This window comes from Aeromonas sp. FDAARGOS 1405, from assembly GCF_019048265.1.
Taxonomy (GTDB): domain Bacteria; phylum Pseudomonadota; class Gammaproteobacteria; order Enterobacterales; family Aeromonadaceae; genus Aeromonas; species Aeromonas veronii_A.
On record NZ_CP077311.1, the window covers coordinates 4007462 to 4033814 of the forward strand.

Genomic DNA, 26353 nt, shown 5'->3' on the forward strand with positions numbered 1-26353 from the left:
TCCGCACAAAGGGCCAAAACCCCGCCGGACAGCTGTGCTTGTATCTCATTTGGAGATTTCATTAAGCAATGCAGGGACTTGTTCTTATGGTCGTTCCTGACAAGGCGCGCTAAACTGGCCCCCTTTTTTGAGCCGTTAGTAGTAAGGAGCAACCTATGAGCAGCGTTACCCTCGTGGCCAAATCCAAATTGCCAACCCCCTGGGGCACCTTCACGCTGGTAGGTTTTCAGGAAACCGGCACAGGCAAAGATCACGCCGCACTGGTGATGGGCGACATTACCGGTGACGAGCCCGTGCTGGGCCGGATCCACTCAGAGTGCCTGACCGGCGACGCCCTGTTCAGCCTGCGTTGTGACTGCGGTTTCCAGTTGCAGGCGGCCATGGAGAATATCGCCAAAGCCGGTCGTGGCGTGTTGCTGTATGTGCGTCAAGAGGGCCGAGGCATCGGCTTGCTCAACAAAATCCGCGCCTATCACCTGCAGGATCAGGGGGCCGATACCGTGGAAGCCAACGTGGCCCTTGGTTTCGCCGCCGATATGCGCGACTACACCATCTGCGCCGATATGCTCAAGCAGCTTGAGGTCAAGTCTCTCAAACTGATGACCAACAACCCGCGCAAGATGAAAGCGATGGAATCCTTCGGTATTCCAGTGGCCGAACGGGTACCGTTGCAGGAAGGGCGCAATCCCCACAACGAGTTCTATCTGTCGACCAAGGCCAACAAGCTGGATCATATGCTCAAAAAATGAGCCTGGATTGACGAATGTCAGATAGTCAAACGCCTCCCATTGGGAGGCGTTTTTCTTGGGATGACCACACATCAACCCTAGCTATCTAAGTGGCACGGTCAAATTGGCCAGCAGAGCTTCAAGCTCTTCGCCAGTGCGGGCAGCACAGTATTGTTCGACCCGCTCGCGGGTCAATTGCGGCGCGAGACGTTCAATCAGATCGTAGAGATAGCCGCATAAAAATGCCCCTCTGCGCAACCCGATAGCGGCCACACCGCCTGGTAGCCAGGGCGCCGTTTTGAGCACCAGCTCGCCATCGCGCTGGGGCTCCCAGGCAAAAGTTGCCATCACCCCTATACCCATCCCTTGTCTGACATAGGTCTTGAGCACATCGCTGTCGCTCGCACAGCAGGAGATCCGGCTCTCGGCATGAGCGCAATCAGTGCCATGAGCTGTGGAGAGAGCCCTTCCATCGGTCACCAATGCAAACTCCACCAGCTCGGCCGGGGTCAGCGATGGTGCTTTGGCCAACGGATGATCCTTGGACAGCACCAAGCCCCGTTGCCACTGAAAAGAAGGAAGCATCAGCAGATCGCTCCCCTCCTCCGGTTCATCCGCCAGCAGCAGATCGGCAGCGCCATCATGCACGGCTGCGCGGCACTGAGCCGCACTCCCTTGCATCACAGTTACGGCAACTTTGGGGAAGCGGGCCATGAATCCCTTGAGGATGGCGGGCAGAATATAGCGAGCTTGCAGATGAGTGGCGGCAATGGTGAGGGTTCCCAGCTCCGGATGCACATGCTGCCTGGCCATTACCTTGATGGTGGCGACCTTGTCCAGCACCTCCGCGGCCACTTTGATCACATCCCGACCTATGGGGGTGATTTGGGTCAAGTGTTTGCCGCTACGCTCGAAGATCTGGATCCCCAGCTCATCCTCCAGCATCCGCACCTGTTTGCTGATCCCGGGCTGGGAGGTAAAGAGGCTCTCGGCGGTGGCCGACAGATTCAGCCTGTGGTTCGCCACCTCGACGATATAGCGCAATTGCTGCAATTTCATGGTGTAGCCCTCAAGCGAACCCACCGTTAATAGTAACAAACTTTCAGCTATGGCCCGCCGCCATCAGGCCGGGCGCTCCTTGAGTAGAAAATCACGCAAGGCACGGTTGGCCATGGATAGCGGATCGCCACGCCGCCACGCCACACAGAGGTCGAGGTAGATGGGCGGGTCGAAGGGCACGCCACTCAGATCCGGCTCCTCTTCCAGCACCATCCGCAAGAAGGTGGTCACCGCAAAACCTTGCCGCACCACCGCCTTGAGCAGAGGGATAAGATTGCTCTCGAAGGCGATATCGGGTTCAACGCCCAGGCTCTGGGCTAGCGCCTCCATATGCTCCCGGTGGTAAAAACCACGGCGAAACAGCGCCAGCTCCTGAGCAAAGAACTGCGAGAGGGTGACGGCCGGTTCGCCGCGCAAGGGGTGATCGTCCCCCACCACCATCAACATCTCTTCACTCAGCAGATGTGCCCCCTCGATGGCGGGGGGGAGATCACTGGTGATGAGAATGGCCAGATCGAGGGAGCCATCCACCATCCGGCTGAGCAGCTCACGGGTGCCGGCCTCTTCGACCCGGATCTTGAGGCCGGGATAGCGATGCTTGAAGGCCATCAGACGAGGGGGGAAATAGTAGGAGCCCATCATATAGGGGATCCCGATCCGCACTTCCCCCCGCTCCAGCCCCTTGAGCTCGGCCATCTCGGCCTCGGCCTGATGCATCTGCAACAACAAGCGCTCGGCATGGCGACAGAGCACCTCTCCCTCCGGGGTGAGCCGTACCGCCCGGTCCTGTCGATCAAACAGCCGCAATTCGAGCTGCTGCTCCAGCTTGGCGATGGCCATGCTGATGGCCGGCTGTGCCACATGCAGACTGTTGGCTGCCTTGGTAAATGAGCTGGCATCCCTGACCGCCAGCAGATAGGTGAGCTGTTTCAGATCCATGTATCAGTTCATCTTATGAGATGGATAACTTAAATATATTATATTTATAACTGCAAGGACTCTACCCTGACCAAAAGTAGTCAGGACAATACGCAATGATTGAAGTCGGAAGTCGCGAGTGGATACGTGCAACCCTGGCCCTCAGCCTGGGCTCTTTTCTGGTGTTTCTGAACCTCTACCAGACCCACCCCCTGTTACCCCTGATTGCCGAGGTCTTCTCGGTCAACTCCCTCTCGGCCAGCTGGACCCTGGCAGGATGCACAGCAGGCCTTGCCGCCTCCTTGCTGATCTGCGCCAGACTGGCGGATCGCCATGGCCGTCGGCAGGTCATGCTGGGTACACTCACCCTGGCGATCCTGCTCTCACTGTTGATCCCCCTGGTTGAGCAGTTTGGTTCACTGCTGTTGCTACGCATCCTGCAGGGCGCGCTGCTGGCCGGGTTACCAGCCACTGCGATTGCCTATATGGGGGAAGAGTTCAGTAAACGGGCGCTGCTCTCGGCGGTGGGGGTCTATATTGCCGCCAACTCCCTCGGTGGCATTGCCGGTCGGGTGGTCGGCGGCCTGCTGGCGGGCTGGTTTGGCGACTGGCAACATACCTTTCTGGGGATCGGTGTGATCAGCCTGTCACTGCTGCCGCTGGTCTTCTGGCTGCTGCCCCATCAGACCCGCTTTGTGGCGAGCGCCCCCGTTCGCGGCCAATTTGCTCGCGCCTTGCAGCAGCACCTGACCAATCCCTTGCTGGTAGGGGCTTACCTTATCGGGGGACTCAACTTTATGGTGTTTCTGAACCAGTTCAGTTATCTCACCTTCCTGCTGGCAAAGCCCCCATTCTCCTTGCCCACCCAGTGGCTCGGCATGCTGTTTCTCACCTATCTCTCGGGGACGGTGGCCTCCTCACTGAGCGGCCGCTTTGCCAACCGCTGGGGGGCACAACGCATGCTGCTGGTCGGGATCGCCCTGATGGCCCTCGGCAGTCTATGGCTACTGCAAGCTAGCCTGCTCGGGATCCTGAGTGGCTTGCTGATCTCCAGCTTCGGCTTTTTCCTGGCACACGCCTGCGCTAGTGCCTGGGTTGGTCATCATGTCGAACACAACCGCGCCCTCGCCTCCTCTCTCTATCTGGTAGCCTACTATCTGGGAGCCAGTCTGGGGGGACTTTACCTACACCCCTTCTGGGAGCAGGGCGAGCTGGGCGGTCTGGTCATGGGTATTGAACTGGTCCTCATCTTGACGGCCGGCTTGAGCCTCTGGCTCGGCCGTCTCAAGCAGCGAAGCCAATCGCCACTGCCCGCCCAGCAACCCCACCGACACGGGTAACAGGCTCAGCGCAAACAGGGTCACCCACGAGCAGATAGCGCTCTCGCAACCCAGCACCGCCAGATAGCAAAAGGGGTCACACCGGTGACCCCTTTTGCTGCGTTATTCAAGAGCCTGTCAGGCTCGCACCGCATTGAGCGCAGGATCACTCCTGATCGAAATAATCCGCAGGCACCGCGACCACAGCACCGGTCGCCACCTCTTCGGCGATCACCTCAGCCAGCGAGCGTAAGTGAAACTTGATCTGACCGGAGGGCAACATCAGGCCGATATCGGGGTTGCGGGTATCCTGCATATTGCCGGTTTTGAATGGCTGCTCGGGATAGCGCGCTACCAGATCCTGCAGTGAAGTAACCACCAGCTCGATATGTTCCAGTCCTGCCTGATGGATGCGCCCCGGTTTCGGCGCCGCCAGCTCGATACAGGGTACCTGCACCTCACCAGCCAGCAGTGGCTGATGCAACTGATAAGTGGCAATCGGGCGACCGCCGATCATCCCCTCCACCAGCAAGGAGCCCGCTTCAGCCAATACAGCACACAGCGCGCGGTACTCCTGCAAGGTCGCCGCCCGATAACAGAGGTGATCGACCGTTGGCTGGGAAAATGTGACGCCAGCAGCGGCCAGTTCGGTCAACAGCTGAGAAACAAATGGGGCCATTGGCCCCAGTGTGGAATCGAGTGGGTGGGACATGCTTACCATTTCTTCTTGGGTTGAAACAGGACATCGAGCTCGTCGGCTTCCTTGTCCTTGATGTTTTGCAGATCCTGCGCGCTGTTTTGCTGCTGCAGCTCTTCAAGCTCCTTGAGCCCCTGACGCATATCCTCTTCACGAGCCAACAGATAGGGATCCTTGTCGCCAATGCTGGCCATTGCCGACAACCCCTTGGTATAGAGCTGGCGGCAAGTACCATATTGGCCCTGAATGCGGGCATCCATCGCCCGCTTGACCAGATTCGAGATGTTGATTTTGAGCTGCATCAGCTCGAGACGACGATCTTCCTGAGCAAACCCCTGCGGATCAATTTTGCCCTTGTTGTGCTCGACACGCAGTACGGCACGTAGCTTTTTTACCAGCTGCAACATCTGGATCGCCTGACGATCAGACTCGGGGGTTTTGAAGTGCCCCTCATCCTGCGCACTGTAATTTTCCTGCACGTTCTTGATCTGGATCTGCACATCGGCGATGCGCTGCTTGATCTGGTTGTTGGGCATCACCTGGGCGATGGCGCGATAGGCATCAAGGATCCGGTGCTGCAACAGCAACACCATGTTTTTGGAGAAAGGCACCAGATTGACGTTCAGCAGTACCTCTTCGGTCTCGTCGGCTACCGTCTTGTGTCTGGCAACGGCGTGACGCTTTTCAGCCTCCGCCTTCTGCTTATATTGCTGTACCACGTTATAGGCGATAACCAAAAACAGGAGCGCGCCGATAGACAGCAATACCAAAGTTAAAATCATAGGATGTCCAAACCCCTGTCCCAATCCAATTGCGTGATCCTACAACAGCTTATCTACTTAAGGTAGCCTGTAGATCCCCCCTTGCCCACGATTTGTCGCCAAGCTGTATACCCGGTCTCAGGGAAAGATTTCAGGATCACGGGAAAATGACCATGGTGGTCATCACTCCCATAGTATCGCCCATCAGCGCCATTACTTGAGGTTAAAGCCCTGCGATTGCAGGAATCCCAGCATGAAAGGGCGGGACTCCTTGCCCAGAATGGCGCGGATCTGGCTACTCCAGGTCTGCTGTTTGTTGTTGCTGCTGCGGGCCTGATAGTAGTCCGCGATCTGCTGATCGTACCGGGCCAGCAGGTCGCGATCCAGCTCGTGCTGGTAGCGCTCCTGATGCACCACCAATCCCCTGGGCAGGCGGGGTTTCTGCTCCGGCTGCTGGGCAGGGTGGCCAAGGCAGAGGCCAAACAGCGGGATCACCTGATGGGGCAAGCCCAGTAGCTCGCTCACCTCGGCAGGATGGTTGCGAATGCCGCCGATATAGACCCCGCCCAGTCCCAACGACTGGGCCGCCAGCAGGGCATTTTGCGCCATCAGGGCGCCGTCAATGGCACCGATCAACAACTGTTCCGCATAACCGGTCTGGGCCTCGGGCACGATCTGGCTGTGACGATGGTAATCGGCGCAGAACACCAGAAACTCGGCCGCCTGCACCACATAGGGTTGATTGCCCGCCAGCATGGCCAGCTGCTGACGCGCCTCGGGTTCACTGACTCGCACAATACTGGTCACCTGCAAAAAGCTCGAGGTCGAGGCGGACTGGGCGGCGGCGAGAATGACATCCAGCTGCTGCGGGGCGATCGGCTCGGCAGTGAACTGACGAATGGAGCGATGGGAAAGGATAAGATCGATGGTCTGATTCATGGCACCTCCAAAATGAGGTAACACCATAGCGAAAAAAACGAGGGAGCCCAAGGCTCCCTCGCACACCCAGCTTAAGGGGCCGGATAGACGTAAGGGGCTTGCAACCCGAGCGGGAAGCCGAGCGCCCAGTAGAGCAGCAGGAAAATCGTCCAGCTCACCAGGAAGGCCAGCGAGTAGGGCAGCATCATGGAGACCAGAGTACCGATCCCGGTGCTCTTCACATACTGCTGGCAATAGACCACCACCAGCGGGAAGAAGACCATCAGCGGGGTGATGATATTGGAAGCAGAATCCCCGACCCGATAGGCCGCCTGGGTCAGCTCGGGGGAGATCCCCACCGCCATCAACATGGGCACTAGGATCGGGCTGATCAGCGCCCACTTGGCGGAGGCCGAGCCGACTACCAGATTGACGCTGGCTGTGAGCAGGATCATCCCGACGATAGTCACCTCACCGGGCAGCGCCAGCGCATGGAGCACTTCGGCACCGGAAAGGGCCAGCAGGGTGCCCAGATTGGAGTCACCAAACGCCTTGATGAAGAGCGCGCAGAAGAAAGCCATCACCATGTAGGAGCCCATCTTGTTCATGGTGGCCGACATGGCATCGATCACATCCTTGCCGCTCTTGAAGCTGCCTGCGACAAAGCCGTAGACAATCCCGGGCAGGATAAAGAGCAGGAAGATGAGCGGCACTATGGACTTCATCACGGGGGCAGCGAAGGTGGTCAGGGAGCCATCGGCAGCACGCAGCGGGGAATCGTTCGGGGAGAGCGCCAGCGCCAGCAGCACGATAGCCGCCAGCATGGCAAACCCGGCCCAGTTGAAGGCTCGGCTCTCTTGCGCGCTGTAGCGCCCCATCTCGTCGGCACTCTCCAGATCCTCGTTAAGCGCCACATGCTTGAGGCGCGGCTCCACCACCTTTTCGGTAATGAACCAGCCGACGCAGATGATCAGCAGCGAAGAGGCTCCGGTAAAGATGATGTTGCAAAGGGTGTTGACCATGTAGTCAGGATCGAGCAACTGAGCGGCGGACTGGGTAAAGCCCTGCAGCAACGCATCCCCGCCGGAGGGCAGGAAGTTGGCGGCAAAACCGCCGGAGACACCGGCAAAGGCGGCGGCGATCCCCGCCAGCGGATGGCGTCCGGCAGCGTGGAAGATGATGCCACCGATGGGGATCACCAGCACATAGCCCGCATCTGCAGCGGTGTGGCTGACGATCGCTACCAGGATCAGCATGGGAGTGAGAAAACGGGCAGGCGTCACTTTGAGCAACTTTTTCAGACCGGTATTGATAAAACCGGACTGCTCGGCCACCCCGACCCCCAGCATGGCCACCAGCACGATGCCCAGCGGGGCAAAGCCGGTGAAAGTGGTCACCATGGTGGAGAGAAACTCGGCCAGACCGGCACCGGTCAGCAGGTTGTTGACCACTACCGCCTCCCCGGTACGGGGGTTGACCAGATCAAACTGGAATTGTGACAACACCCAGGAGCCGACCCAGACGATCAGCAAGGCGTAGAGGAACAGCATGGCGGGGTCGGGTAATTTGTTCCCGGCTTTCTCGACGCCATTGAGGAAACGGTTCAGCCAACCTTTGGGAGGGCTGGCCGGACGGTCATTGACAGCAGCATGACTCATTATTGCGATACTCCTTTCCCTAGAAACGAGGTCGCATGCTAGCAATTCCAGCCAATCCGTCTCATGACCGATCGCAAAAGAATGATTAATTTTGATTAAATATTGCGGAATAAAATTCCAAGTTGTGGCCTAACGCACACTTGTTACTCTGCCATCACGGCATCTAACAGTGGATAACGCCCAACCTGACACTCCACCACGAAACCGCTTGCCTCGACTTGTGCCACCGTCAGCGGCTTGCTGAACAGATATCCCTGGAACACATGGCACCCCTGGGTCTGCAGTGCGGCCAGTTCGTGAGGCTCCTCCACCCCTTCCGCCATGATCCCCAACCCCAGATTGGTGGCCATGGCGGCGGTCGCCCGGATCACCGGCAGGTTGAGGCCGACCACGAAAGAGCGATCCAGCTTGATCGTATCGATGGGCAGGCGATTGAGATAGGCAAGGGATGAGTAGCCGGTACCAAAATCGTCGATGGCAATCTTGATCCCCAGTTCACTCAAGTCATCGAGAATATCGAGGCACCCCTTCATATCCAGCATAAGCACGGTTTCGGTCAGTTCCAGCGTCAACAGGGAAGCATCCACTCCGTGCAGAGCCAGCTGCTGGCGCACTTGCCCGGGCAGTGCCGACGAGAGCTGGAAACCGGAGAGGTTGACGGAGACTGGCACCCGGTGATGGAGGCGCTTCTTCCAACTGGCCATCTGGGCAAGTGCGGTAGAGAGCACCCAGCTGCCGATCTCGCGGATCAGCCCCATCTCTTCGGCCAATGGGATAAATTCCACTGGCGAGACATGGCCAAGCACCGGGTTATACCAACGCAGCAGCGCCTCGTAACCGATCAGACGCCGTTTGGCGACATCGACCTGTGGCTGGTAACAGAGGCTCAGCTCCTGACGACCGATAGCCTTGGCCAGAAACTGCTTAAGATTGAGCTTGCGCTGCAGGGTCTGCTGCATGCTGGGGGTAAAACGCTGCCAGCGCAGCCGCCCCATCTGCTTGGCCTGATACATGGCCATATCGGCGCGGGTGATGAGGTTATCACCATCGTCCGCATCATCGGGATAGATGGCAATGCCGATACTGCCGCCGATGGTTACCTCCGGCAGACCGCTCAGTTGCAGCGGCTTGGTCATCTGGGAGAGCATCTGATCGGCCACATCCTGGGCTCGTTCACTCTGGTTTCCCAAGGGAACCAACGCGGTAAACTCGTCCCCGCCAAGACGGGCCAGCTCAACATCGCGGGGGCAAATCTGTTTGAGGCGACCGGCAACCCGCTCCAGCAAGCGGTCTCCCGCCTTATGGCCGTAGTTGTCGTTGACCAGCTTGAAGTTGTCCAGATCCATGAATACCAGCGCGAAACGCTCCCCCAGCCCGCAATAGGCCTCGAGAGATTTCATCAAGCCATAACGGTTGAGCAGGCCGGTCAGGGAGTCATGCCAGGCGAGGTGGCGATGCTCCAGCTCCTCGAGTTTGCGATCGGTAATATCGCGCATGGTGAGCAGGATCCGTGCTCCTTGCTGGATATAGCGGAACTGATACTGGAACCAGCGCATCCCCTTGAGGGTTCGGCACTCCCCTTCGGTCACTACTTCATCGAGTCGGGAGAGCTTCTGGTAAAAACTGTCGTCACTACCGGAAAAAACCTGGGAGAGCGTGGCGATCCGGTGACCGAAACACATCTCGAAGTGATAGTTGCCGCTTTCGAACGCGCCATTGCTATCGAACAGGCAGGCCAGGGTATCACCGGTTGCCAGCGAGGACTCCTGATAGAGGGTATCGGAGTCGAGCACCGCCTCGGTCATCATCATCAGACGGCCAGCCAGCTGAATGCCGGAGAGGCGTAGATAGATCTGCTTCTTGACCCCCTTTGGGGAGATAGTCCACCACTCGTTGTAACTTCGCCCCTGCTGAAAATCACCGAGGTAGCGTTGCAACAACAGCGCTATGGCTGTGGCCATATCAGCCGAAAAATCCCTGGAACAGAGCTCGTCAAGGGAGGTGGCCTCCCAGAGAGGAAGTGCTGCGCGGTTTGCCCAGAAAATATGGTGATGTTCGATGTCATAGACCCAGATAGGGGTATGCAGAACATCCATTGTCTTCAGTAACCGTTCGTCAAGCGTATTCATCTGGTCAAAATCATTCATGCTGGATGGTCACTGGTGAACCGGAAAACAAATGGGCAAACCGCCGTATGCAGAATGCAAGGTGACAACACCTCTCGGCCACTATTTCTCGCGATGGCCAAAAGCAGATAACTGATTTCAGAAATCAACAACAGGAGAGCCAATCCAGCCACAGAAAAAAGGACTCAGCCAATACTCCTGTCAATCAGAACAAATCCCTCGTTCGTTTTTAACTTTTTTTCCCAGCAAAAACAAGCACTAAGAATTGCACTCTGGATACTTCAAAAAACATTTTTACGATTCACAACAAACACTTATTTACTGACAAAAAAGTCAACTAAAAAAAGTGCCGGCATTTCCCTCGTAAAACTTTCATTTATTAACCAGCGCGTTGAATAAACAGACAAAAAAGAGCAAAACCGGCCCCAAATAGCGACTTAACAAGGAACTTAAATACCTCAAAACCGAATATCTACCTTCACCAGACCGGCATGATGAATATGCGACTGTCATCACATTCACATCGCCGAAAAAAAGAACTGCTCTTGACCAGCGCGATCCTCTTTTTTCCTGAGGATGGGTCGTATTGTAGTCATACCATGTCGCCTCTCTCTCTTGAGCTAACGGGTGACATCTCGCAACAATGACTGTGGCGCAGAAAATAATCCTCATTCGAGAACAATTGAAAATTTAAACTGGTATCAGTAGAAATCGAATCCAGATCAATTAAACGCTGAATTACCCTTGCCAAGCGATAAGGCTCTTTTTATGGTTGCCCCCTTGTTACACCCAGAACAGCGTTTATGAAGCACATCGAAGAGTTCTACCTGTTCGTCAAGGTGGTGCAAGAGGGAGGATTCTCCCATGCTGCAGCCGCACTGGGCATGCCAACAGGCACCATCAGTCGACGCATTTCCCAGCTGGAAGAGCAACTGGGTTGCTCCCTGCTACATCGCTCTACCCGTAAACTCCGTCTTACCGATGAAGGGCTCAGATACTACGAGCGTCTCTGCACACCGCTTGCACAAATCGAGCAGGCCACCAGCGAGATCCGGGGTAAAGAAGCAGACATCACCGGGCTTATCCGGATAGCCGCGCCGATCGCGCTCTCCAACACCATCCTCATCGATATGCTGGCCGAATTCGGGCTGCACTATCCCGAGGTACAGTTCGATATCACCCAGACCAATGATCACCAGCACCTGTTCGACAATGATCGGGATCTGGTGTTCTTCAACGGTGAGCTGCCCCAGTCGCTGCCCAATGCGATCTGTCTCGGTCATATCGAGTACGGCCTGTTTGCCTCGCCACTCTATCTGACCAAGAAGGGAACCCCCTCCCACCCCAGCCAGCTGGAAGAACATGATCTCATCTACTGCTGGCCACACCAGCACTGGCAACTGACCGACAAGGATGGCCAAAACATCTGCATCAAACGCAGCGCCAAACTGACCGTCAACCAGACTCAGGCCGCCGTGCGCGCAGCCCGGCGTCATCTGGGGATAGTCAACGCCCCGCTGCACTATCTGAGCAGCTTCCTCCATGACGAGCAGCTGGTACCGGTACTGACCGACTGGCAGACCGGCAATCGCCCCTTCTACATGTTGTGTTGCCAGCACCAGTTCGCCCCGTTGCGTGTTAAGATGTTCGCTGAATTTGTTGAGAAATACTCCGCACGCTATCGTAACCGGCAATGGGATAACCAATTTTCACAGGGTGACAACCTCCCACATTGCATCTGACTGTTAGCGGGCCACACTTATAGCAATCCTTGCCAACAGAGCCTGCCTAACGCCATGAATGTATTGATATGTGATGACTCCGGGTTCGCCCGCAAACAGCTGGCACGAGCGCTACCGGCTGACTGGAAAGTCGATTTGCACTATGCGGCGAATGGCCTTGAAGGGATCGAACAGGTGCTGATGGGCCATGGCGATCTCATCTTTCTCGATCTCACCATGCCGGAGATGGACGGTTACGGTGTGCTGGAGACCCTGAAACGGGAAGGGCTGCGCAGCAAGGTGATCGTGGTCTCCGGGGATATCCAGCCAGAGGCCTATCAGCGGGTCATGGGGCTGGGGGCGCTCGATTTCATTAAGAAACCCGCCGCCCCCGATACCCTGCTTGCCCTGCTTAAACAACATGGTTTCTGGAGTGCTGTTCCAAGCGGTCAGCCAAGTGCCGCCGAGGCGCTGCCAAGCGGCGTGGTCGCTGATGCGGGCGTCAAAATTACCCCCGAAATTCGCGATGTCTATCAGGAGCTGGCCAACGTCTCCATGGGTCAGGCGGCCGACTTGCTGGCTCGTCTGCTCAACGCCTTCGTGGTACTGCCTATCCCCAACGTCAACGTGCTGGAAGTATCAGAGTTGCATATGGCCCTCTCGGCCGCTGCGGATTCAGATACCCTCTCCGCCGTCTGTCAGGGGTTTATCGGAGCTGGGATCGCCGGTGAAGCGCTGATCCTGTTCCATGACTCCAGCTTCAAAGATTTGGCCAAGCTGATGAACCATCAGGGGACGCTGGATCGCACCGCCGAACTGGAGCTGTTGATGGATACCGCCAACGTGCTGATCGGCGCCTTCCTGCGCGGCTACGCCAACCAGCTCGACACCCCCTTCAGTCAGGGCCACCCGGTGGTGCTCGGCCAACACAGACCCATCAACGAGCTGATCAACACCAACAAGAGCCGCTGGCGCCGCACGCTCGCCATCGAGATCAACTACCGGATCCAGGATTACGCGGTGCAGTGTGATCTGCTGCTGCTGTTTACCGAAGATTCCATCGCCACCATGAACAACAAAATCATGCACATGCTCTAGGAGTGACTATGGAAATCCGTGAATTTCATTGGTTGATGAACATAGTCCAGAACCTGGACGTAGGCCTGGTAGTGCTCGACAAGGAGTACAAGGTACAGGTGTGGAACGGCTTTATGGAGAGCCACAGCGGCCGACTGGCCAGTGACGTGCGCGATGGCGTACTGTTCGAGCTCTTCCCCGATGTGGACAGAGCCTGGTTCGAGCGCAAGGCCAACATGGTCTTCAAGCTCAACAACCGCGCCTTCAGCACCTGGGAGCAGAAGCCCTATCTGCTACGTTTCTCCAACTATCGCCCCATTACCGGCTCGGCCCCCCATATGTTCCAGAACCTGACCCTAGTGCCACTGGCCGATTTCGGCGGTCAGGTGACCCACATCGCGGTGATGATCTACGATGCCACCGATGAGGCCATGCTGATGAGCGGTCAGCGGCAGGCGTGAGCTTGCTGCAAACAACAGAGGGCGCCGCGGCGCCCTCTGTTGTTTCGGTATAAACAGGTCTCGGTATAACCTCTACCTCACCAAGCCGTCTCAACGCGCCCCGAGATACTCGGTGAAGGCGTCGATCACCTCTTCAATATCGTCATCGTTGATCTGCAGATGGGTCACCAACCGCAGCTCGCCGTAACCGGAGAAGAGGATCCCCCGCTCTTTCATAAAAGCAAGCAGAGGGGCGGACTCCCCCTCACGCAGCCGCAGGAACACCATGTTGCTCTGCACCAGCGAGAGGTCGAGCTCGATGCCCGGCAGTGCAGCCAACCCTTCGGCCAGCCGTTTGGCACGGCGGTGATCATCGGCCAGGCGGGTCACATGCTGCTCGAGGGCAAACAGACCGGCTTGCGCCAGAATGCCCGCCTGACGCATGCCGCCCCCCAGCATCTTGCGCAATCGGTGCGCACGGGCGATGAAATCATGGCTGCCCACCAGCAGCGAGCCCACCGGGGCACCCAGCCCTTTGGAAAGACAAATCGAGATGCTGTCAAACGGTGCGGCGATCAGCGCGACCGGGGTCTCGCTGGCCACGGCAGCGTTAAAGAGCCGGGCACCATCAAGATGAAGCTTCAAGCCGCGTTCGGCAACGAATGTCCCCATCTCCTGCAGATAGGATAGCGGCAGCACCTTGCCATTGTGGGTGTTCTCAAGGCAGATCAGGCGAGTCTGAACGAAGTGGGCATCATCAGGGGCCAGCGCGGCCTTGATATCATCGAAGGCCAGCGTGCCGCCACGCTGCATCGGCAAGGGTTGCAGGGCCACAGAGCCCAGCACGGCACTCCCCTGCGCTTCATAGCGATAGATGTGAGCGGCGTTGCCGAGGATGGCCCCCTCCCCACGCTGACAGTGGCTCATCACCGCCAGCAGGTTAGACATGGTGCCCGATGGCACAAACAGCGCCGCCTGTTTGCCCAGCAATCTGGCCCCATGGGCCTCCAGCGCGTTGACGCCCGGATCTTCACCATAGACATCGTCACCCACTTCGGCGTGGAGCATAGCCTGACGCATGGCATCAGTAGGCTGGGTGACGGTGTCACTTCGTAAATCGATATAGCGCATGAGATCCCTCCTGAAACAGGAGAGTGACGTTAGCCATGCGCCCCTCGCTTGGCAAGGGGCGCATGAGCAGAATGTGAAGCCAATAGGCGTCCGGCGAACCCGCAGGGGGGATTTACCAGGGCAGCGGCTGACCGTTCAGATCCAATAGCTGCCCCGATTGAGTCAATGATAACCCCTTGACGAGATTGAGCAGTTTCACCGCCACCTCGGCAGGATCCAGCAATTGATCCGCAGGCAACTCGCTCAGAAAGGGGGTATTCATCGGGGAGTCCATCAAACCGGGGGCCACCGCCACCACCCCCGCGTGCGGGAAACGCTGCGCCCACTCAAGGGCAAGGGTTTTAACCCCCATGTCGAGGGCCGCCTTGCTCATCCGGTAGCTGTAACGCCCCCCCTCCCGGTTGGCGGTAATGGAGCCAGCCAGATCGGAGATGGCGCAGAGCCACAACTGATGAGCGTCTCCCATCAATCTGCTGAAGCGGGCCGCCAGCGCCAGCGTTGGCCAGGCATTGGCCAGCAGACTGTCACACATCCATTTGGGGTGAACTTCTTCGACACGCCGCTCCGGCATGGAGCTGACATCGTGCAGCAGGCCGATAGTGTTGATGACCACGGAGGGAAGTGGATCGGTATCGTAGAGGGTAAAAAGGGCATCGAACGAGATAGCATCGACCTCCGGCAACGGGAAGAAGTCCTCCATCTCGATCCCTTTAGGATAGGTGCGCCCAGCCAGAAGGAAAGGTTCCCCTCTTGCCATCAGCTCTCTTGCCAGCGCCGTACCCAGCGCACCACTTCCGAGGATCAAGTAGCTCATCGCCCATTCCATGGAGAGTTATCTTGCTTAGAGCGTATCAGAATAATCAACCGGCCGTGACACGACCAAAGGGTAATATGCCCCTCATCACGCTTCCCCCAGATGGCGGCCAAACTCCCGCGCCAGCGCCAAGTCGAGAAAACCGTCGGCTTTCTTGTGGGTGCGCAAAAACTGGTAATAGGCGAGCAGGGTGACCAGTGCCTCCTCATCGAGCAGCACCACCCCAGGTTGCTGCTCGCCCAGCAGTAGCTGCGCCGCTGCCAGCGCCTCCCTGTCTACCACTTCCGCCTGACGGTAGAGATAACCGCAGCCGGTTGCCAGCCACTCCAGCGAGCAGTTGGCCCCCATGGCGATCTGGTTAGCCCGCGCCAGGCCAGGCTCGGCTCCCTTCAAATATTTGCGGATCAGCGCTTCACTGAGCCCCACCTTGCGGGCAAACGCGCTCACGCTCATCTCTCCGATCAGGCTCTGCAAGCGCTCGGCAAATCCTTCCATCCAACTCTCTCCCCTACTCTGCGATCAGAACCAAAGTTCGAATCATGCCACTGCCCATTATTGCTTTGCCAGCCACATGGGGCCAAGATGCCCGCAGTCATCTATGTTGCACATCGTTTTCGCATCGTGTTTTTCAAGGAGTCAAACCATGTCTGTATCCCGTGTCGCCCTGCATCCGCAAGGCCCCACCTTCTCTCGCCTCATCATGGGTTACTGGCGCCTGATGGAGTGGCAGCTCTCTCCGGCCGCTCTGCTCGATCTGATGAAATATCATCTGGATCTGGGGGTCACCACCATCGATCACGCCGATATCTATGGTGGCTACCAGTGCGAAGAGGCCTTTGGTCACGCCCTGCGCCTCGAGCCTTCCCTGCGCAGCCGGATGGAGATCGTCACCAAGTGCGGTATCGCCCTCACCGCCAAGCCGGAGCATGCCCTCAACCACTACAACACCGGCAAGGACCATATCATCGCCAGCGCCGAGGCCTCGCTGCGCAAGCTCGGCACCGACCATCTGGACCTGCTGCTGATCCACCGCCCGGATCCCCTGATGAACGCCGATGAAGTGGCCGACGCCTTTATCACCCTGAAACAGGCGGGCAAGATCAAGCACGCCGGGGTATCCAACTTCACCGCCCGTCAGTTCGAGCTGCTGCAATCGCGCCTCCCCTTCCCGCTGGTCACCAACCAGCTGGAGATCTCGCCGCTTCATCAGGAAGGGGCCCTCGATGGTACCCTGGATCAGTGCCAGCAGCTTGGCATCAAGCCGATGGCCTGGTCATGTCTCGGCGGCGGCCGACTGTTCAGCGATGACGCCTATGCCCCGCTGCGTGCCGAACTGGAGCAGATCCGTCAGGAAGTGGGCGCCCAAACTATCGAGCAGGTGGTCTACGCCTGGGTAATGATGCTGCCAAGCCAGCCGCTGCCATTGATTGGCTCCGGCAAACGGGAGCGGATTGCTGCCGCCGTGGCCGCCGAATCTGTCGAGCTTAACCGCCAGCAGTGGTTCCGCATCCGCAAGGCGGCGCTCGGTTACGACGTCCCCTGATCACAGCAAAACGTCCAGAAACAAAAACGGCATGGGGGAAACCCATGCCGTTTTTTTATTGCCGAGGTACCTTAGCGGTGGCGCTGTTGCGGGCGACCACGGGGAGCATCTGTCTTCGGTTTGGCCTGGTTGACGGTGATGGTACGGCCACCGACTTCTGTGCCATGCAGACCAGCGATGGCCTTTTCGGCATCACCATTGACCGGCATTTCAATAAAACCAAACCCCTTTGACTGGCCGGTATCGCGGTCGATGATGATATCAACCTTGTCGACCTGTCCAAACTGGCTGAACAGGGTTTTCAGTTCGTCGGCCGTCATCCGGTACGACAGATTTCCTACGTAAATCTTCATGCCATCCACTCTCGATTCAAGGTGCCTTCTCTATGCAATTCCCAGCATAACGGTAAGGGCACAACCCCTATGCCGGACCTGCCATGGCTTCATGCCGTGGCCTTCTCCACACTGTCGTCAAGTGATTGATCTCTTGGGTTAACAGTGCAGACAAGATCAATTCGAGTCACTGGCAGTATCTGAGCTTTGCCGGGAATTGTCGAGAAAATAGTCGACTCAGGCCGCTTGCAGATCTGACAACCGTTGCGCCAGCATCCGGCGACCGTGCCAGGCCCGTTTAAAGCCGAAGCGATAGACAGACGGGCTCACCAGATGGAGCTCCCCCGCCTTGAGATCCAGCAAGGCCATGGCCGCCGCCAGCTCCTCTTCACTCAGCTGCAGATCGAGGCTGAAGTCGAGCCACTGGCCGTCGTGACCCACTCGCCGCTCCCGTTCAAGCGCCACCAGCTGGTTGCGGGGCAGCGCCAGCGCCTCATCCTTGTTGCCATTGAGCAGATAGATATGCTGTTCGTCCCACCCCAGCTCCGCCAGGCGCCAGGGCTGCCAGCTGCGGGGCAGCGAAACCATGATCCCGGTGATGCCACCAAAGACCACGCCCACCCAGTTGAGCAGCGCCATGGCGCCCCAGCCATCCCACAAGGAGGCCGCCACCACGCCCCAACTCACCAGCAACAGCAGAAAAATGACGCAGCGATAGCGCACCGCTGGCGGCATCAACAGCTGCACCTGCGAACCGGCAAGCAAGGATGTAATACGCATGAAAAGCTCCTGTCATCACGAAATGGCGTCATTGTGAATAGCCATCAGGATGCTGACAAGGGGGTTTTCTTTGTCATCCCCCTATAAAATCAATACCATGGCGTAAATGATTCTCAGTGGAACCCGCTTCTTGACCAGCTCGCAACCCTGTGTGCGCTTTTGTGGCGTCGACAAATTCTATGGCGATTTTCAGGCTCTTCATCACATCGATCTCACCATTGAACGGGGAGAGAAGTGGGTCATCTGTGGCCCGTCAGGCTCGGGAAAATCGACCCTGATCCGCACCATCAACGGGCTGGAGGGGATCGACGACGGCCAGCTGTTCCTGTTTGGCGAGCCGGTGACCCCCGCCTACCTGCGTCGCCTGCAAGGCCGGGTCGGCATGGTGTTTCAGCAGTTCAACCTCTTCCCCCATATGACGGTGCTGGAAAACCTGATGGTGGCGCCGGTGCATACCCTGGGGTTGCGCCCTCAGGAGGCCAAAGCCCGGGCGCTCGGACTGCTCGAGCGGGTGCGCATTCAGGCGCAGGCCGACAAGTACCCCCACCAGCTCTCCGGCGGCCAGCAGCAGCGGGTCGCCATCGCCCGCTCCCTCTGCATGCAACCCGAGCTGATGCTGTTTGACGAGCCCACCTCCGCCCTCGACCCCGAGATGATCCGCGAAGTGCTCGATGTAATCCGCGAGCTGGCTGACGAGGGGATGACCCTGATCTGCGTCACCCACGAGATGGGCTTTGCCCGTCAGGTGGCGGATCGGGTGCTCTTTATGGATGAGGGGAAAATCATCGAGTCAGCCCCGCCCGCCCAGCTGTTCAACGCCCCCCGGCACCCGCGAACCCGGGCCTTCCTCGAACAGGTGCTTAGCTATCATGGCTAGGCTCAATCGCCCCCGCCTGCTTGGCTGGCTGTCGGGCACTGTGATGCTCTCTGCGCTACTGGGCTGGGCGCTCTATAGCGGCGCTCGCCAGATGGGCTATGAGTGGCAGTGGCCGCGGGTGTTGCCCTTTCTCGGCGAGTGGGATGAGGGAACCTTTTATGCCGGCCCCTTGCTAAACGGCCTGCTGGTCACTTTGCAGGTGGCGCTGCTCAGCCTGTTGGGCACTCTGGCGGTCGGGGTGTGCGTGGTCAGCCTGCGGCTGCTCCCCTCCCGGCTCGGCCCATGGCTCGCCATCGCTTATCTGGCGCTGGTGCGCACCACGCCCCAGCTGGTGCAGCTCTATATTCTCTATTTCTTGCTGGGCCCCATGCTGGGATTGGCCCCCCTTGCCTGCGCCGTGTTGAGCCTCTCCCTCTATCAGGGCGCTTTCACCGCCGAAGTGCTGCGTGCAGGCGTACAGGCCATTCCCAAAGGACAGTGGGAGGCAGCCCAGTCGCTTGGCTTGTCGCGAACCATCACCCTGCGCAAGGTGATCCTGCCCCAGCTGGTGCGCATCACCTTGCCGCCGCTCACCAACGAGCTGGTCTCCCTTATCAAACATTCGGCGCTGGTGAGTGTGATCGCCATCTTCGATCTGACCAACGAAGGGCGTACTCTGGTTGCCGATACGTTTCTGACCTTTGAGGTGTGGTTTACCGTAGCTGCCCTCTATTTGCTGTTAACCCTGACGCTGTCAGCCTGTTCGCGGGCACTGGCCCGTCACCTGAATCCGGATCAACAAGGACGCTAACCATGAATCTGTCATTCAAGACCACCCTGTCGGGCGCAGCCCTGCTGCTGGCAAGCCTGCTCACTCCGGCACTGGCAGAAACTGCCCCCTCCGACACCCAGGCGCAGATCGAGCAGAGCGGTACCCTGCGGGTCGGCATGTCCACCTTCGCCCCCTGGGCGATGCGCGACAAGCAGGGGGCCCTGATCGGTTTCGAGATTGACGTGGCCCGTCGCCTCGCCACAGATAACGGTTGGCAGGTAGAGTTCGTGCCTACCGCCTGGGATGGCATCATCCCCTCCCTGTTGGCGAAAAAATATGACGTCATCATCGGCGGCCTCACCATCACCCCCGAGCGGGAGAAGAGCGTGCGCTTCACCCAGGCCTACTCCCATTCGGGGGTGCAGCTGGCCGCCTCCAGCACCATGGCCAAAGAGAAGAAAACCGTGGCGGACTTCAACCAGCGCGGGGTGATCCTGGCGGTACGTCGTGGCGCCTCACCGGTACAGGTGGCAAAAGAACACTTCCCCAAGGCCACCCTGCGCCAGTTTGATGACGAGTCACAGGTATTTCAGGAGGTGCTGAACGGCCGCGCCCACGGCGCCCTCTCCTCTTCCCCGAAACCCGAGCAAGAGGCGCTGCGCCACCCCGATGCCCTCTTTATGCCGTTTGCCGAGCCGTTGGCACAAGGCGATGAAGGCTTTGCCCTGCGCAAGGGGGATGATGCCCTGGCTGAGCAGTTCAACGAGTGGATCGCCGCCCGTCAGGCCGATGGCTGGCTCAAGGCACGCCATGACTACTGGTTCAAGTCGCTGGCGTGGGAAGCACAGGTCGCCAATCCCTGATGCTGATTGCTCTAAAAGAGACCATCCGGCGCATCGTCCGTGGGGCATGTCGGAACATCAACTGGCTAGATGGGGCGATCGCCCTGATCCTGCTGCTGGCTGGCCTCTGGCTGGCCAGCCGCCTGCACATCGGGGTGGCCTATCAGTGGCGCTGGCATGAGGCCTTCGATCTGCTGTTCACCCCTGGCCCTCACGGCGAGTTGCCCTACTTTTTCAGCGGTCTGCTCACCACCTTGCGCATCGCCCTGCTCGGCATGGTGCTGGCGCTGCTGCTCGGCACTGCGCTGGGGGTAGCCGCCTTCAGCCGCCGCCCCTGGCTGGTGATGCCCGCGACCCTGTTTATCCAGCTGATCCGCAATTTGCCGCCGCTGGTCTTTATCTTCATCTTCTACTTCTTTATCGCCAACCAGCTGCTGCCTGCGAGCGGCCTCTCCCGCTGGCTCGGCACCGTATCACTCTCCCCGTGGCAAGCCGCGTTGTTTGGCCCACCTGCCCGCTGGGAAAACCTCATCTCAGGCACCCTCTGCGTTGGCATGATCAGCGCAGCCTTCGTCGCCGAGATCGTCCGCGCCGGGCTGGCCGCCATCCCCCGTGGCCAGTGGGAGGCGGCGCAGAGCCTCGGACTCTCCCCCTGGGTGCGGCTGCGCCATGTGATCCTGCCGCAGGCCATGCTGCTGATGTTGCCCCCCCTCACCGGTCAGCTCATCGCGCTGGTGAAGGATACCGCCATCGTTTCCCTTATCTCGGTGCAGGAGCTCACCTTCGTCGGCACCGAGATGGCCAACTCCAGCGGACTGGTCTACGAGATCTGGCTGCTGGTGGCCGCGGCCTATTTATTTATATGTTTGAGTCTGTTCGTATTGCTGAGCCGACTCGAAGCAAGACAAGGAGCACGCACATGCTGACGTCCCTGTTGCTGGCGACTGTATTGCAAGCGGAAGCCATCGGTGGTTATGCCGCCGGTTGCCTGAAAAACGGCGTATCCCTGCCCCTTGAAGGGCCGGGTTATCAGGTGATCCGCACCAAGCGGCTGCGCTACTACGGCCACCCCGACCTTATCCACTATCTGCAAGCGCTGGCCAACCAGACCCGCATGGCCGGGCTGCCAGATCTCTACATCGCTGATCTGGCGATGGCCCGGGGCGGCCCCTTTACCTCTGGCCATCGCAGCCATCAGACCGGACTTGATGCCGATATCTGGTTTCGCATGGCCAACCGTCCCATCAGCAAGTGGGAGCAGGATGCCCCCAAGGAGTGGGCGCTGATCGACGAACCGAGCTACAAGATGTTGCCGGGCCGCTTTGGCCCGCAGCAGCTCACCCTGCTGCGGCTGGCGGCCAGCAAGCCCGAGGTGGCCCGCATCTTCGTCAATCCGGTGATCAAATCCGCGGTCTGCCAACAGGCTGGTGACGAGCCCTGGGTCGCCAAGCTGCGCCCCTGGGTGGGCCACTTCAGCCACTTCCACGTGCGGCTGCGCTGCCCGGTAGGCAGCCCCGATTGCGAACCTCAGGCTCCCATTCCGCCCGGCAATGGCTGCGGGGAAGAGCTGGCATCCTGGCTAAAAGACAAGCCCCAGTTGCCCAAGGTCTCCGGCATTAACAAACCACCAATACTTCCTGCGCGTTGTCGCAACTGACCCCAAGCTGGTATGGTGATGCACTATTCGCAAGGCGCTATACGTTCCATTCAAAATTGCATAGGAGAACAACAAGATGACCACATCACTCTGGCGCAGAACCGCGCAGAGCCTGTTGACCCTGACCCTGCTGCTCAGCCTGACCGGCTGCGGCATGAACAACATTCCGACCCTGGATGAGCAGGTCAAGGCGAGCTGGGGACAGGTGGAGAACCAGTATCAGCGCCGCGCCGATCTCATCCCCAATCTGGTGGCAACCGTCAAGGGCTACGCCAGCCATGAGCAGGAGACCCTCAAGGCGGTCACCGATGCCCGCGCCCGGGTCGGCAGCGTGCAGGTGAGCGCTCCTGCCCAGCTCAAGGAGTTTGAAGCGGCCCAGAACCAGCTCTCCAGCGCCCTCTCCCGCCTGATGGTGGTGGTAGAACGCTACCCCGAGCTGAAAGCGGATCAGCAGTTCCTGGCACTTCAGGCCCAGCTGGAAGGAACCGAGAATCGCATCTCGGTGGCTCGCCGCGACTATATCGAGGCGGTGCGCCAGTTCAATACCGAGATCCGTACCTTCCCCGGCGTCATCTGGTCCAAGTTGCTCTACTCGGATCTGGAGGCCAAACCCAGTTTCAGTGCCAAACCCGGTGCCGATGAGGCGCCCAAGGTCAGCTTCCAATGAAGATGATGCTGCGCACGCTACTCCCTTTTCTGCTGCTCTGGACGGCGGCGCTGCAGGCCACGCCGAACTTTCCTGTCTTGAGCGGACGGGTGGTGGATGAGGCAGCGCTGATGTCCCGCAAACAGGCCCATCAACTGACCCAGCAGCTGGCCACCTTTGAAAAGCGCAGCGGTATCCAGCTGGTGGTGGTCTCCGTCGACAGCCTCGATGGGGAGACCATCGAGGAGTACGGCTACCAACTCGGTCGCCACTGGGGGATCGGCCAGAAAGGCAAAAATAATGGCGTGCTGTTGCTGATCGCCCAGGATGAGCGCAAGGTGCGCATCGAAGTGGGATACGGGCTGGAAGGCGCCCTGCCCGACGCCATTGCCGCCAACATCATTCATGGTCGCATTCTGCCCGCCTTCAAGCGCGGCGATATGGTGGCCGGGATCATGGCCGGCAGCCAGAGCATCATGAAGGCTCTCGCCGGAGAGTACCAGCCAGTAAAGAGCAACAGCAGCAGTAAGGGTGGGGTACTCCGAGACCTCTGCCGGTTTTTCCTAACAGTGATGGGGCTGATCATGATCTTTATCCTGCACAGTGGAATCGGTTGGTTAGGCTCGGGTAGAGTTGGTGCCGGCTCCTCTGGCCGCTCCGGCAGCGGATTCAGCGGAGGTGGCAGCTCCTCTAGTCGCTCCGGCGGCGGATTCAGTGGTGGCGGTGGCAGTTTTGGCGGCGGCGGAGCCTCCGGTGGCTGGTAACAGGAGTAAAGAGACAAATCATGATTTCTAAACAGTTCTTCCACACGCTTCAGGCCAAGGTGCGCGAAGCGGAGCTAGAGACTGATGCTGAACTGGTCACCGTGCTGGCACCGGCCAGCGATGGCTATCGCTACATTCCCACCCTCTGGGCGGCGCTGCTGGCCATGCTCACCCCGCTGCTGGTGTTCCAGCTCGGCTTCTGGCTCGGCTGGTACGAGATCCTGCTGGTACAGTGGTCGGTCTGGCTGCTGCTGAGCCTGCTGTTCCACTGGACCCCCATCAAGATGCGGCTCATCCCGAAGAAGGTTCGCCAGCACCGGGCGGCCCTGATGGCACGCCTGCAATTTGTCGAACAGGGGCTGCACCGCACCCGCGACCGGCTCGGGGTGCTGATCTTCGTCTCTGCCGCCGAGCACTATGTAGAAATACTGGTGGATGACGGCATCGCCCAGCATATCGACAATGGCCAGTGGCAGGAGATCATCGACGACTTCGTTGCGCGAGTGCGCAACAAGGAGATCGAACAGGGTTTTCTGGAGTGCGTGGAGCGCGTCAGCGCCATTCTGACCGACGCCTTCCCGGCCACCCGGGATCAAAACGAGCTACCGGACAGTCTGATCATCCTCGACAAGCCCTGATCCGGTTTAAAAAACCGGCATTCTGCGCAAGGGTTAGGCATTCGGAAAAGATTATGAAAAATAAGGGGAAAAGAGGTTGACCCACACAGTCCTTTCCCCTAAATTACGCCCCGTTCCAGCGCAACAGCGCAGCGAACGAAAATTTGGTGAGGTGTCCGAGTGGCTGAAGGAGCACGCCTGGAAAGTGTGTATACGGCAACGTATCGAGGGTTCGAATCCCTCCCTCACCGCCAAATTTAGAAAAACCGACCTCAGGGTCGGTTTTTTGCTTTCCGGAAAAACAAATACCGGACAAGTATTGCAGCGACAAGAACAGGTGGACGCTCTCGCCAGGCCCTCGCCTCTATGAGCAACACCACTCCAACTCGACGGCTCAATCCAATAGACCCCGGCACATCCCATTCAACAACGGGTGGGAGATGAACTTGCTCATCGCCGCCAGTATCATTCGTCGGCATTCGCCCTTCTTCTGCTGAAGGGAGAAACCTCATTCAGAACGCCCCTTAGAGCAACAGTAGGGCACTACAAGTCGCGTCGGTGGCCACACCCACACTTCTTCTTATCACTCCATATGACCACGGCCAGGCTGTCACCGCGTATCGCGCCGTTATGACAGCAGGAAGGATAACTAAAAGGCGTGGTACCTTTTTACTCTCATCTACGGCTCACTGCGTCCTTACAACCTGGCGTGGCGTGCTTACAAAAAAAGGCCGCTCAATGAGCTAATGCCGATCAGTTAAGGATCTGATCGATCATTCTGCTGTGTGAAAATCCAGAACATGTTGATTGGTTTAGGATTTTTTATGCATATAGCTCAAGTTTCCGACTTCCTCTACGCCAGCAATGCCGCTCAGTTCGAGTCACTCTCAGACCTCATTCCTCCCGAGCTCATCACAACGCAGCTCGCCGAAGAGGATGTCGCCACCCTGCGTCATCGCCGTATGCCAATGGAGCGTCTGGTACGGATCATCATCGGCATGGCGATCTTCCGCCGCATCCCCATGACCCAGCTAGTCAATCAGCTCGATATCCTTTTGCCCGGCAACCGCCCTTTCGTTGCCCACAGCGCTTTCCTGCAAGCTCGCCAAAAACTGGGGGACAAGATTATCGAACGGCTGTTTCACGAAACCGCATCGCGCTGGCACCAGCAGACCCCCCGCTTGGGCCACTCGCCGTCGATGGTGTGGTGCTACCCCGAACAATGCCGCTGTCTTTGCCAAACCTGGCACGCGGCATGGCGAGACTGCCTATCCGCAAGTAGGCATGCTCTGCCAGATGGGGCTCACCAGCCACCTGCTTGTACAAGCGGTCATAGAGAGCTGCGGCGTCAACGAGATAGTACTGGCCAAGCAACTCATCGCGCACACCGGACCACTCGCTCACCCTGTTCGACAAGGGGTTCTGCGTCCTCGACTGCTCCACGCATGGCAAACAACCGGCAGCGAACAGCACTTGGTTGCTGCCACTCAAAAAGGGCTCCCAATAAGCGGTGGTACGCAAGCAGGAGGTCAGAATGCTCTGGTGCATCTCAAAACCAGTCCACAGGCGAGGAGGAAGTGCCCGCAACTGGCTGGCATGGTGGCAGCGTGCTTGCTGACCCGCCACATCAATGGCAAGGAGCGGCAAGTGCTGACCTCGATGGTCGACCCGATGCGTTTCCCGGGCGCCGACATTGTCGAGCTCTATAGCCAGCGTAGGGAAATCGAGTTGGGCTGTCGGGAGATGAAGCACAGCCTGCAACAACATCGGCTGACCCTGCCTGGCAAAAAGGCGGCGGGGATACAGCAATAACGGTGGGGCGTGTTGCTGGCGTACAACCTGCTGCGCACCAGATGGTGATGATGGCGGCGAGTTTGAACGAATACACGGCGAACCAGCGGAGTTTTCACATGGCGTCGATGTCACTCATCCATGAACTGAGCTGCATACCGTACCTGTCACCGGGGCGTCTCCCGAAGCGGATGACAGAGCTGGAGAAGCAGGCAGTTTGTGCTGCAGGCATGACGGGAGCGGAGTTACCCCGCAGTGTGAAGCCAAGACCAGAGAAGTATGGAGTTAAAAAATCCAATAAAAACAATGTCACTCAGGCTTAACTGACTGGCATTAGCGACCACATGGTCGCCTTCTTTATTGATTCGGCTAGAGGAACAACATCA

General features: G+C 58.5%; 26 protein-coding genes, 1 tRNA gene and 1 pseudogene. 16 read left to right on the forward strand and 12 right to left on the reverse strand.

Annotation, left to right across the window (positions count from 1 at the left end):
• Positions 1-155: 155 nt before the first annotated feature.
• Positions 156-749 (forward strand): GTP cyclohydrolase II, encoded by a 594-nt coding sequence (gene ribA / locus I6L35_RS18395; protein WP_005351157.1) that lies wholly within the window; start codon positions 156-158, stop codon positions 747-749.
• A gap of 81 nt (positions 750-830) precedes the next feature.
• Here the strand turns inward: ribA and I6L35_RS18400 are convergent, their stop codons facing one another.
• Positions 831-1787 carry a LysR substrate-binding domain-containing protein gene (locus I6L35_RS18400; RefSeq protein ID WP_216978981.1) on the reverse strand — a complete coding sequence of 319 codons (957 nt, stop codon included), beginning with the start codon at positions 1785-1787 and terminating at the stop codon, positions 831-833.
• A 63-nt stretch (positions 1788-1850) separates the two neighbouring features.
• On the reverse strand, positions 1851-2726 hold the full coding sequence (locus tag I6L35_RS18405) for a LysR family transcriptional regulator (RefSeq protein ID WP_216978982.1): 876 nt from the start codon (positions 2724-2726) through the stop codon (positions 1851-1853).
• 95 nt (positions 2727-2821) lie between these two features.
• Here I6L35_RS18405 and I6L35_RS18410 point away from each other — a divergent pair, with 95 nt between their 5' ends.
• A complete protein-coding gene (locus tag I6L35_RS18410; RefSeq protein ID WP_021231402.1) occupies positions 2822-4045 on the forward strand; it encodes an MFS transporter in 1224 nt (407 codons plus the stop codon).
• A gap of 145 nt (positions 4046-4190) precedes the next feature.
• Here I6L35_RS18410 and I6L35_RS18415 read toward each other — a convergent pair whose 3' ends face one another.
• The 5 genes from I6L35_RS18415 to I6L35_RS18435 form a co-directional block, all read right to left on the reverse strand.
• A complete protein-coding gene (locus tag I6L35_RS18415) occupies positions 4191-4745 on the reverse strand; it encodes a VOC family protein (protein WP_031227877.1) in 555 nt (184 codons plus the stop codon).
• Positions 4739-5503, reverse strand: coding sequence for a DNA repair protein (locus I6L35_RS18420; RefSeq protein ID WP_216953387.1), 765 nt, complete (start codon positions 5501-5503; stop codon positions 4739-4741). Before I6L35_RS18420 ends, I6L35_RS18415 begins: the two co-directional genes overlap by 7 nt.
• A gap of 192 nt (positions 5504-5695) precedes the next feature.
• A complete protein-coding gene (nfsA, locus tag I6L35_RS18425) occupies positions 5696-6421 on the reverse strand; it encodes an oxygen-insensitive NADPH nitroreductase (protein ID WP_216978983.1) in 726 nt (241 codons plus the stop codon).
• A gap of 71 nt (positions 6422-6492) precedes the next feature.
• Positions 6493-8058: an AbgT family transporter gene (locus tag I6L35_RS18430; protein ID WP_216978984.1), complete on the reverse strand. Its 1566-nt coding sequence runs from the start codon at positions 8056-8058 to the stop codon at positions 6493-6495.
• Positions 8059-8201: 143 nt separating this feature from the next.
• Positions 8202-10154: a bifunctional diguanylate cyclase/phosphodiesterase gene (locus I6L35_RS18435; protein ID WP_216978985.1), complete on the reverse strand. Its 1953-nt coding sequence runs from the start codon at positions 10152-10154 to the stop codon at positions 8202-8204.
• Between the two features lie 833 nt (positions 10155-10987).
• On the opposite strand from I6L35_RS18435, the gene I6L35_RS18440 reads away from it, so the two are divergent.
• The 3 genes from I6L35_RS18440 to I6L35_RS18450 are packed head-to-tail and all read left to right on the forward strand — an operon-like array spanning position 10988 to position 13443.
• Positions 10988-11926 (forward strand): LysR family transcriptional regulator, encoded by a 939-nt coding sequence (locus tag I6L35_RS18440; protein ID WP_216978986.1) that lies wholly within the window; start codon positions 10988-10990, stop codon positions 11924-11926.
• Between the two features lie 54 nt (positions 11927-11980).
• Positions 11981-13003, forward strand: coding sequence for a response regulator (locus I6L35_RS18445; protein WP_216978987.1), 1023 nt, complete (start codon positions 11981-11983; stop codon positions 13001-13003).
• Positions 13004-13011: 8 nt separating this feature from the next.
• Positions 13012-13443 carry a PAS domain-containing protein gene (locus I6L35_RS18450; RefSeq protein ID WP_005337175.1) on the forward strand — a complete coding sequence of 144 codons (432 nt, stop codon included), beginning with the start codon at positions 13012-13014 and terminating at the stop codon, positions 13441-13443.
• Between the two features lie 90 nt (positions 13444-13533).
• Here I6L35_RS18450 and ltaE read toward each other — a convergent pair whose 3' ends face one another.
• The 3 genes from ltaE to I6L35_RS18465 form a co-directional block, all read right to left on the reverse strand.
• The gene (gene ltaE, locus I6L35_RS18455; protein WP_216978988.1) at positions 13534-14553 is read right to left on the reverse strand and encodes a low-specificity L-threonine aldolase; all 1020 of its coding nucleotides are present in this window, start codon (positions 14551-14553) and stop codon (positions 13534-13536) included.
• A gap of 112 nt (positions 14554-14665) precedes the next feature.
• Positions 14666-15367, reverse strand: a complete 702-nt coding sequence (locus I6L35_RS18460; protein WP_216978989.1) for a short-chain dehydrogenase — start codon at positions 15365-15367, stop codon at positions 14666-14668.
• A gap of 87 nt (positions 15368-15454) precedes the next feature.
• Positions 15455-15862, reverse strand: a complete 408-nt coding sequence (locus tag I6L35_RS18465; protein ID WP_216978990.1) for a helix-turn-helix transcriptional regulator — start codon at positions 15860-15862, stop codon at positions 15455-15457.
• A gap of 148 nt (positions 15863-16010) precedes the next feature.
• Here I6L35_RS18465 and I6L35_RS18470 point away from each other — a divergent pair, with 148 nt between their 5' ends.
• Positions 16011-16910: an aldo/keto reductase family oxidoreductase gene (locus I6L35_RS18470; protein ID WP_202002274.1), complete on the forward strand. Its 900-nt coding sequence runs from the start codon at positions 16011-16013 to the stop codon at positions 16908-16910.
• 71 nt (positions 16911-16981) lie between these two features.
• On the opposite strand, the gene I6L35_RS18475 is transcribed toward I6L35_RS18470, so the two are convergent.
• Entirely contained in the window at positions 16982-17230 is a 249-nt protein-coding gene (locus I6L35_RS18475; protein WP_013723828.1) for an RNA-binding protein, read from the reverse strand.
• A 249-nt stretch (positions 17231-17479) separates the two neighbouring features.
• The gene (locus tag I6L35_RS18480; RefSeq protein ID WP_216978991.1) at positions 17480-18022 is read right to left on the reverse strand and encodes a hypothetical protein; all 543 of its coding nucleotides are present in this window, start codon (positions 18020-18022) and stop codon (positions 17480-17482) included.
• A gap of 106 nt (positions 18023-18128) precedes the next feature.
• Here I6L35_RS18480 and I6L35_RS18485 point away from each other — a divergent pair, with 106 nt between their 5' ends.
• The 10 genes and pseudogenes from I6L35_RS18485 to I6L35_RS18530 all read left to right on the forward strand — a co-directional run bounded on the left by I6L35_RS18485 (position 18129) and on the right by I6L35_RS18530 (position 26290).
• Positions 18129-18899, forward strand: coding sequence for an amino acid ABC transporter ATP-binding protein (locus tag I6L35_RS18485; RefSeq protein WP_019444712.1), 771 nt, complete (start codon positions 18129-18131; stop codon positions 18897-18899).
• A complete protein-coding gene (locus tag I6L35_RS18490) occupies positions 18892-19689 on the forward strand; it encodes an amino acid ABC transporter permease (RefSeq protein ID WP_216978992.1) in 798 nt (265 codons plus the stop codon). The genes I6L35_RS18485 and I6L35_RS18490 overlap by 8 nt, the downstream gene beginning before the upstream one ends.
• Before the next feature lie 2 nt (positions 19690-19691).
• Positions 19692-20513: a transporter substrate-binding domain-containing protein gene (locus I6L35_RS18495; protein ID WP_043823663.1), complete on the forward strand. Its 822-nt coding sequence runs from the start codon at positions 19692-19694 to the stop codon at positions 20511-20513.
• Positions 20513-21418 (forward strand): amino acid ABC transporter permease, encoded by a 906-nt coding sequence (locus I6L35_RS18500; RefSeq protein WP_216978993.1) that lies wholly within the window; start codon positions 20513-20515, stop codon positions 21416-21418. The genes I6L35_RS18495 and I6L35_RS18500 overlap by 1 nt, the downstream gene beginning before the upstream one ends.
• On the forward strand, positions 21412-22149 hold the full coding sequence (mepA, locus tag I6L35_RS18505; RefSeq protein ID WP_216978994.1) for a penicillin-insensitive murein endopeptidase: 738 nt from the start codon (positions 21412-21414) through the stop codon (positions 22147-22149). The genes I6L35_RS18500 and mepA overlap by 7 nt, the downstream gene beginning before the upstream one ends.
• A 76-nt stretch (positions 22150-22225) precedes the next feature.
• Positions 22226-22816, forward strand: coding sequence for a LemA family protein (locus I6L35_RS18510; protein WP_216978995.1), 591 nt, complete (start codon positions 22226-22228; stop codon positions 22814-22816).
• Positions 22813-23559, forward strand: a complete 747-nt coding sequence (locus I6L35_RS18515) for a YgcG family protein (RefSeq protein WP_216978996.1) — start codon at positions 22813-22815, stop codon at positions 23557-23559. Before I6L35_RS18510 ends, I6L35_RS18515 begins: the two co-directional genes overlap by 4 nt.
• 20 nt (positions 23560-23579) lie before the next feature.
• Positions 23580-24197 carry a TPM domain-containing protein gene (locus I6L35_RS18520; protein WP_005337196.1) on the forward strand — a complete coding sequence of 206 codons (618 nt, stop codon included), beginning with the start codon at positions 23580-23582 and terminating at the stop codon, positions 24195-24197.
• Between the two features lie 145 nt (positions 24198-24342).
• Positions 24343-24430 (forward strand) — tRNA-Ser (locus I6L35_RS18525).
• Positions 24431-25000: 570 nt separating this feature from the next.
• A pseudogene (locus tag I6L35_RS18530) lies at positions 25001-26290 on the forward strand (IS4 family transposase).
• The last annotated feature ends 63 nt before the right edge of the window (positions 26291-26353 follow it).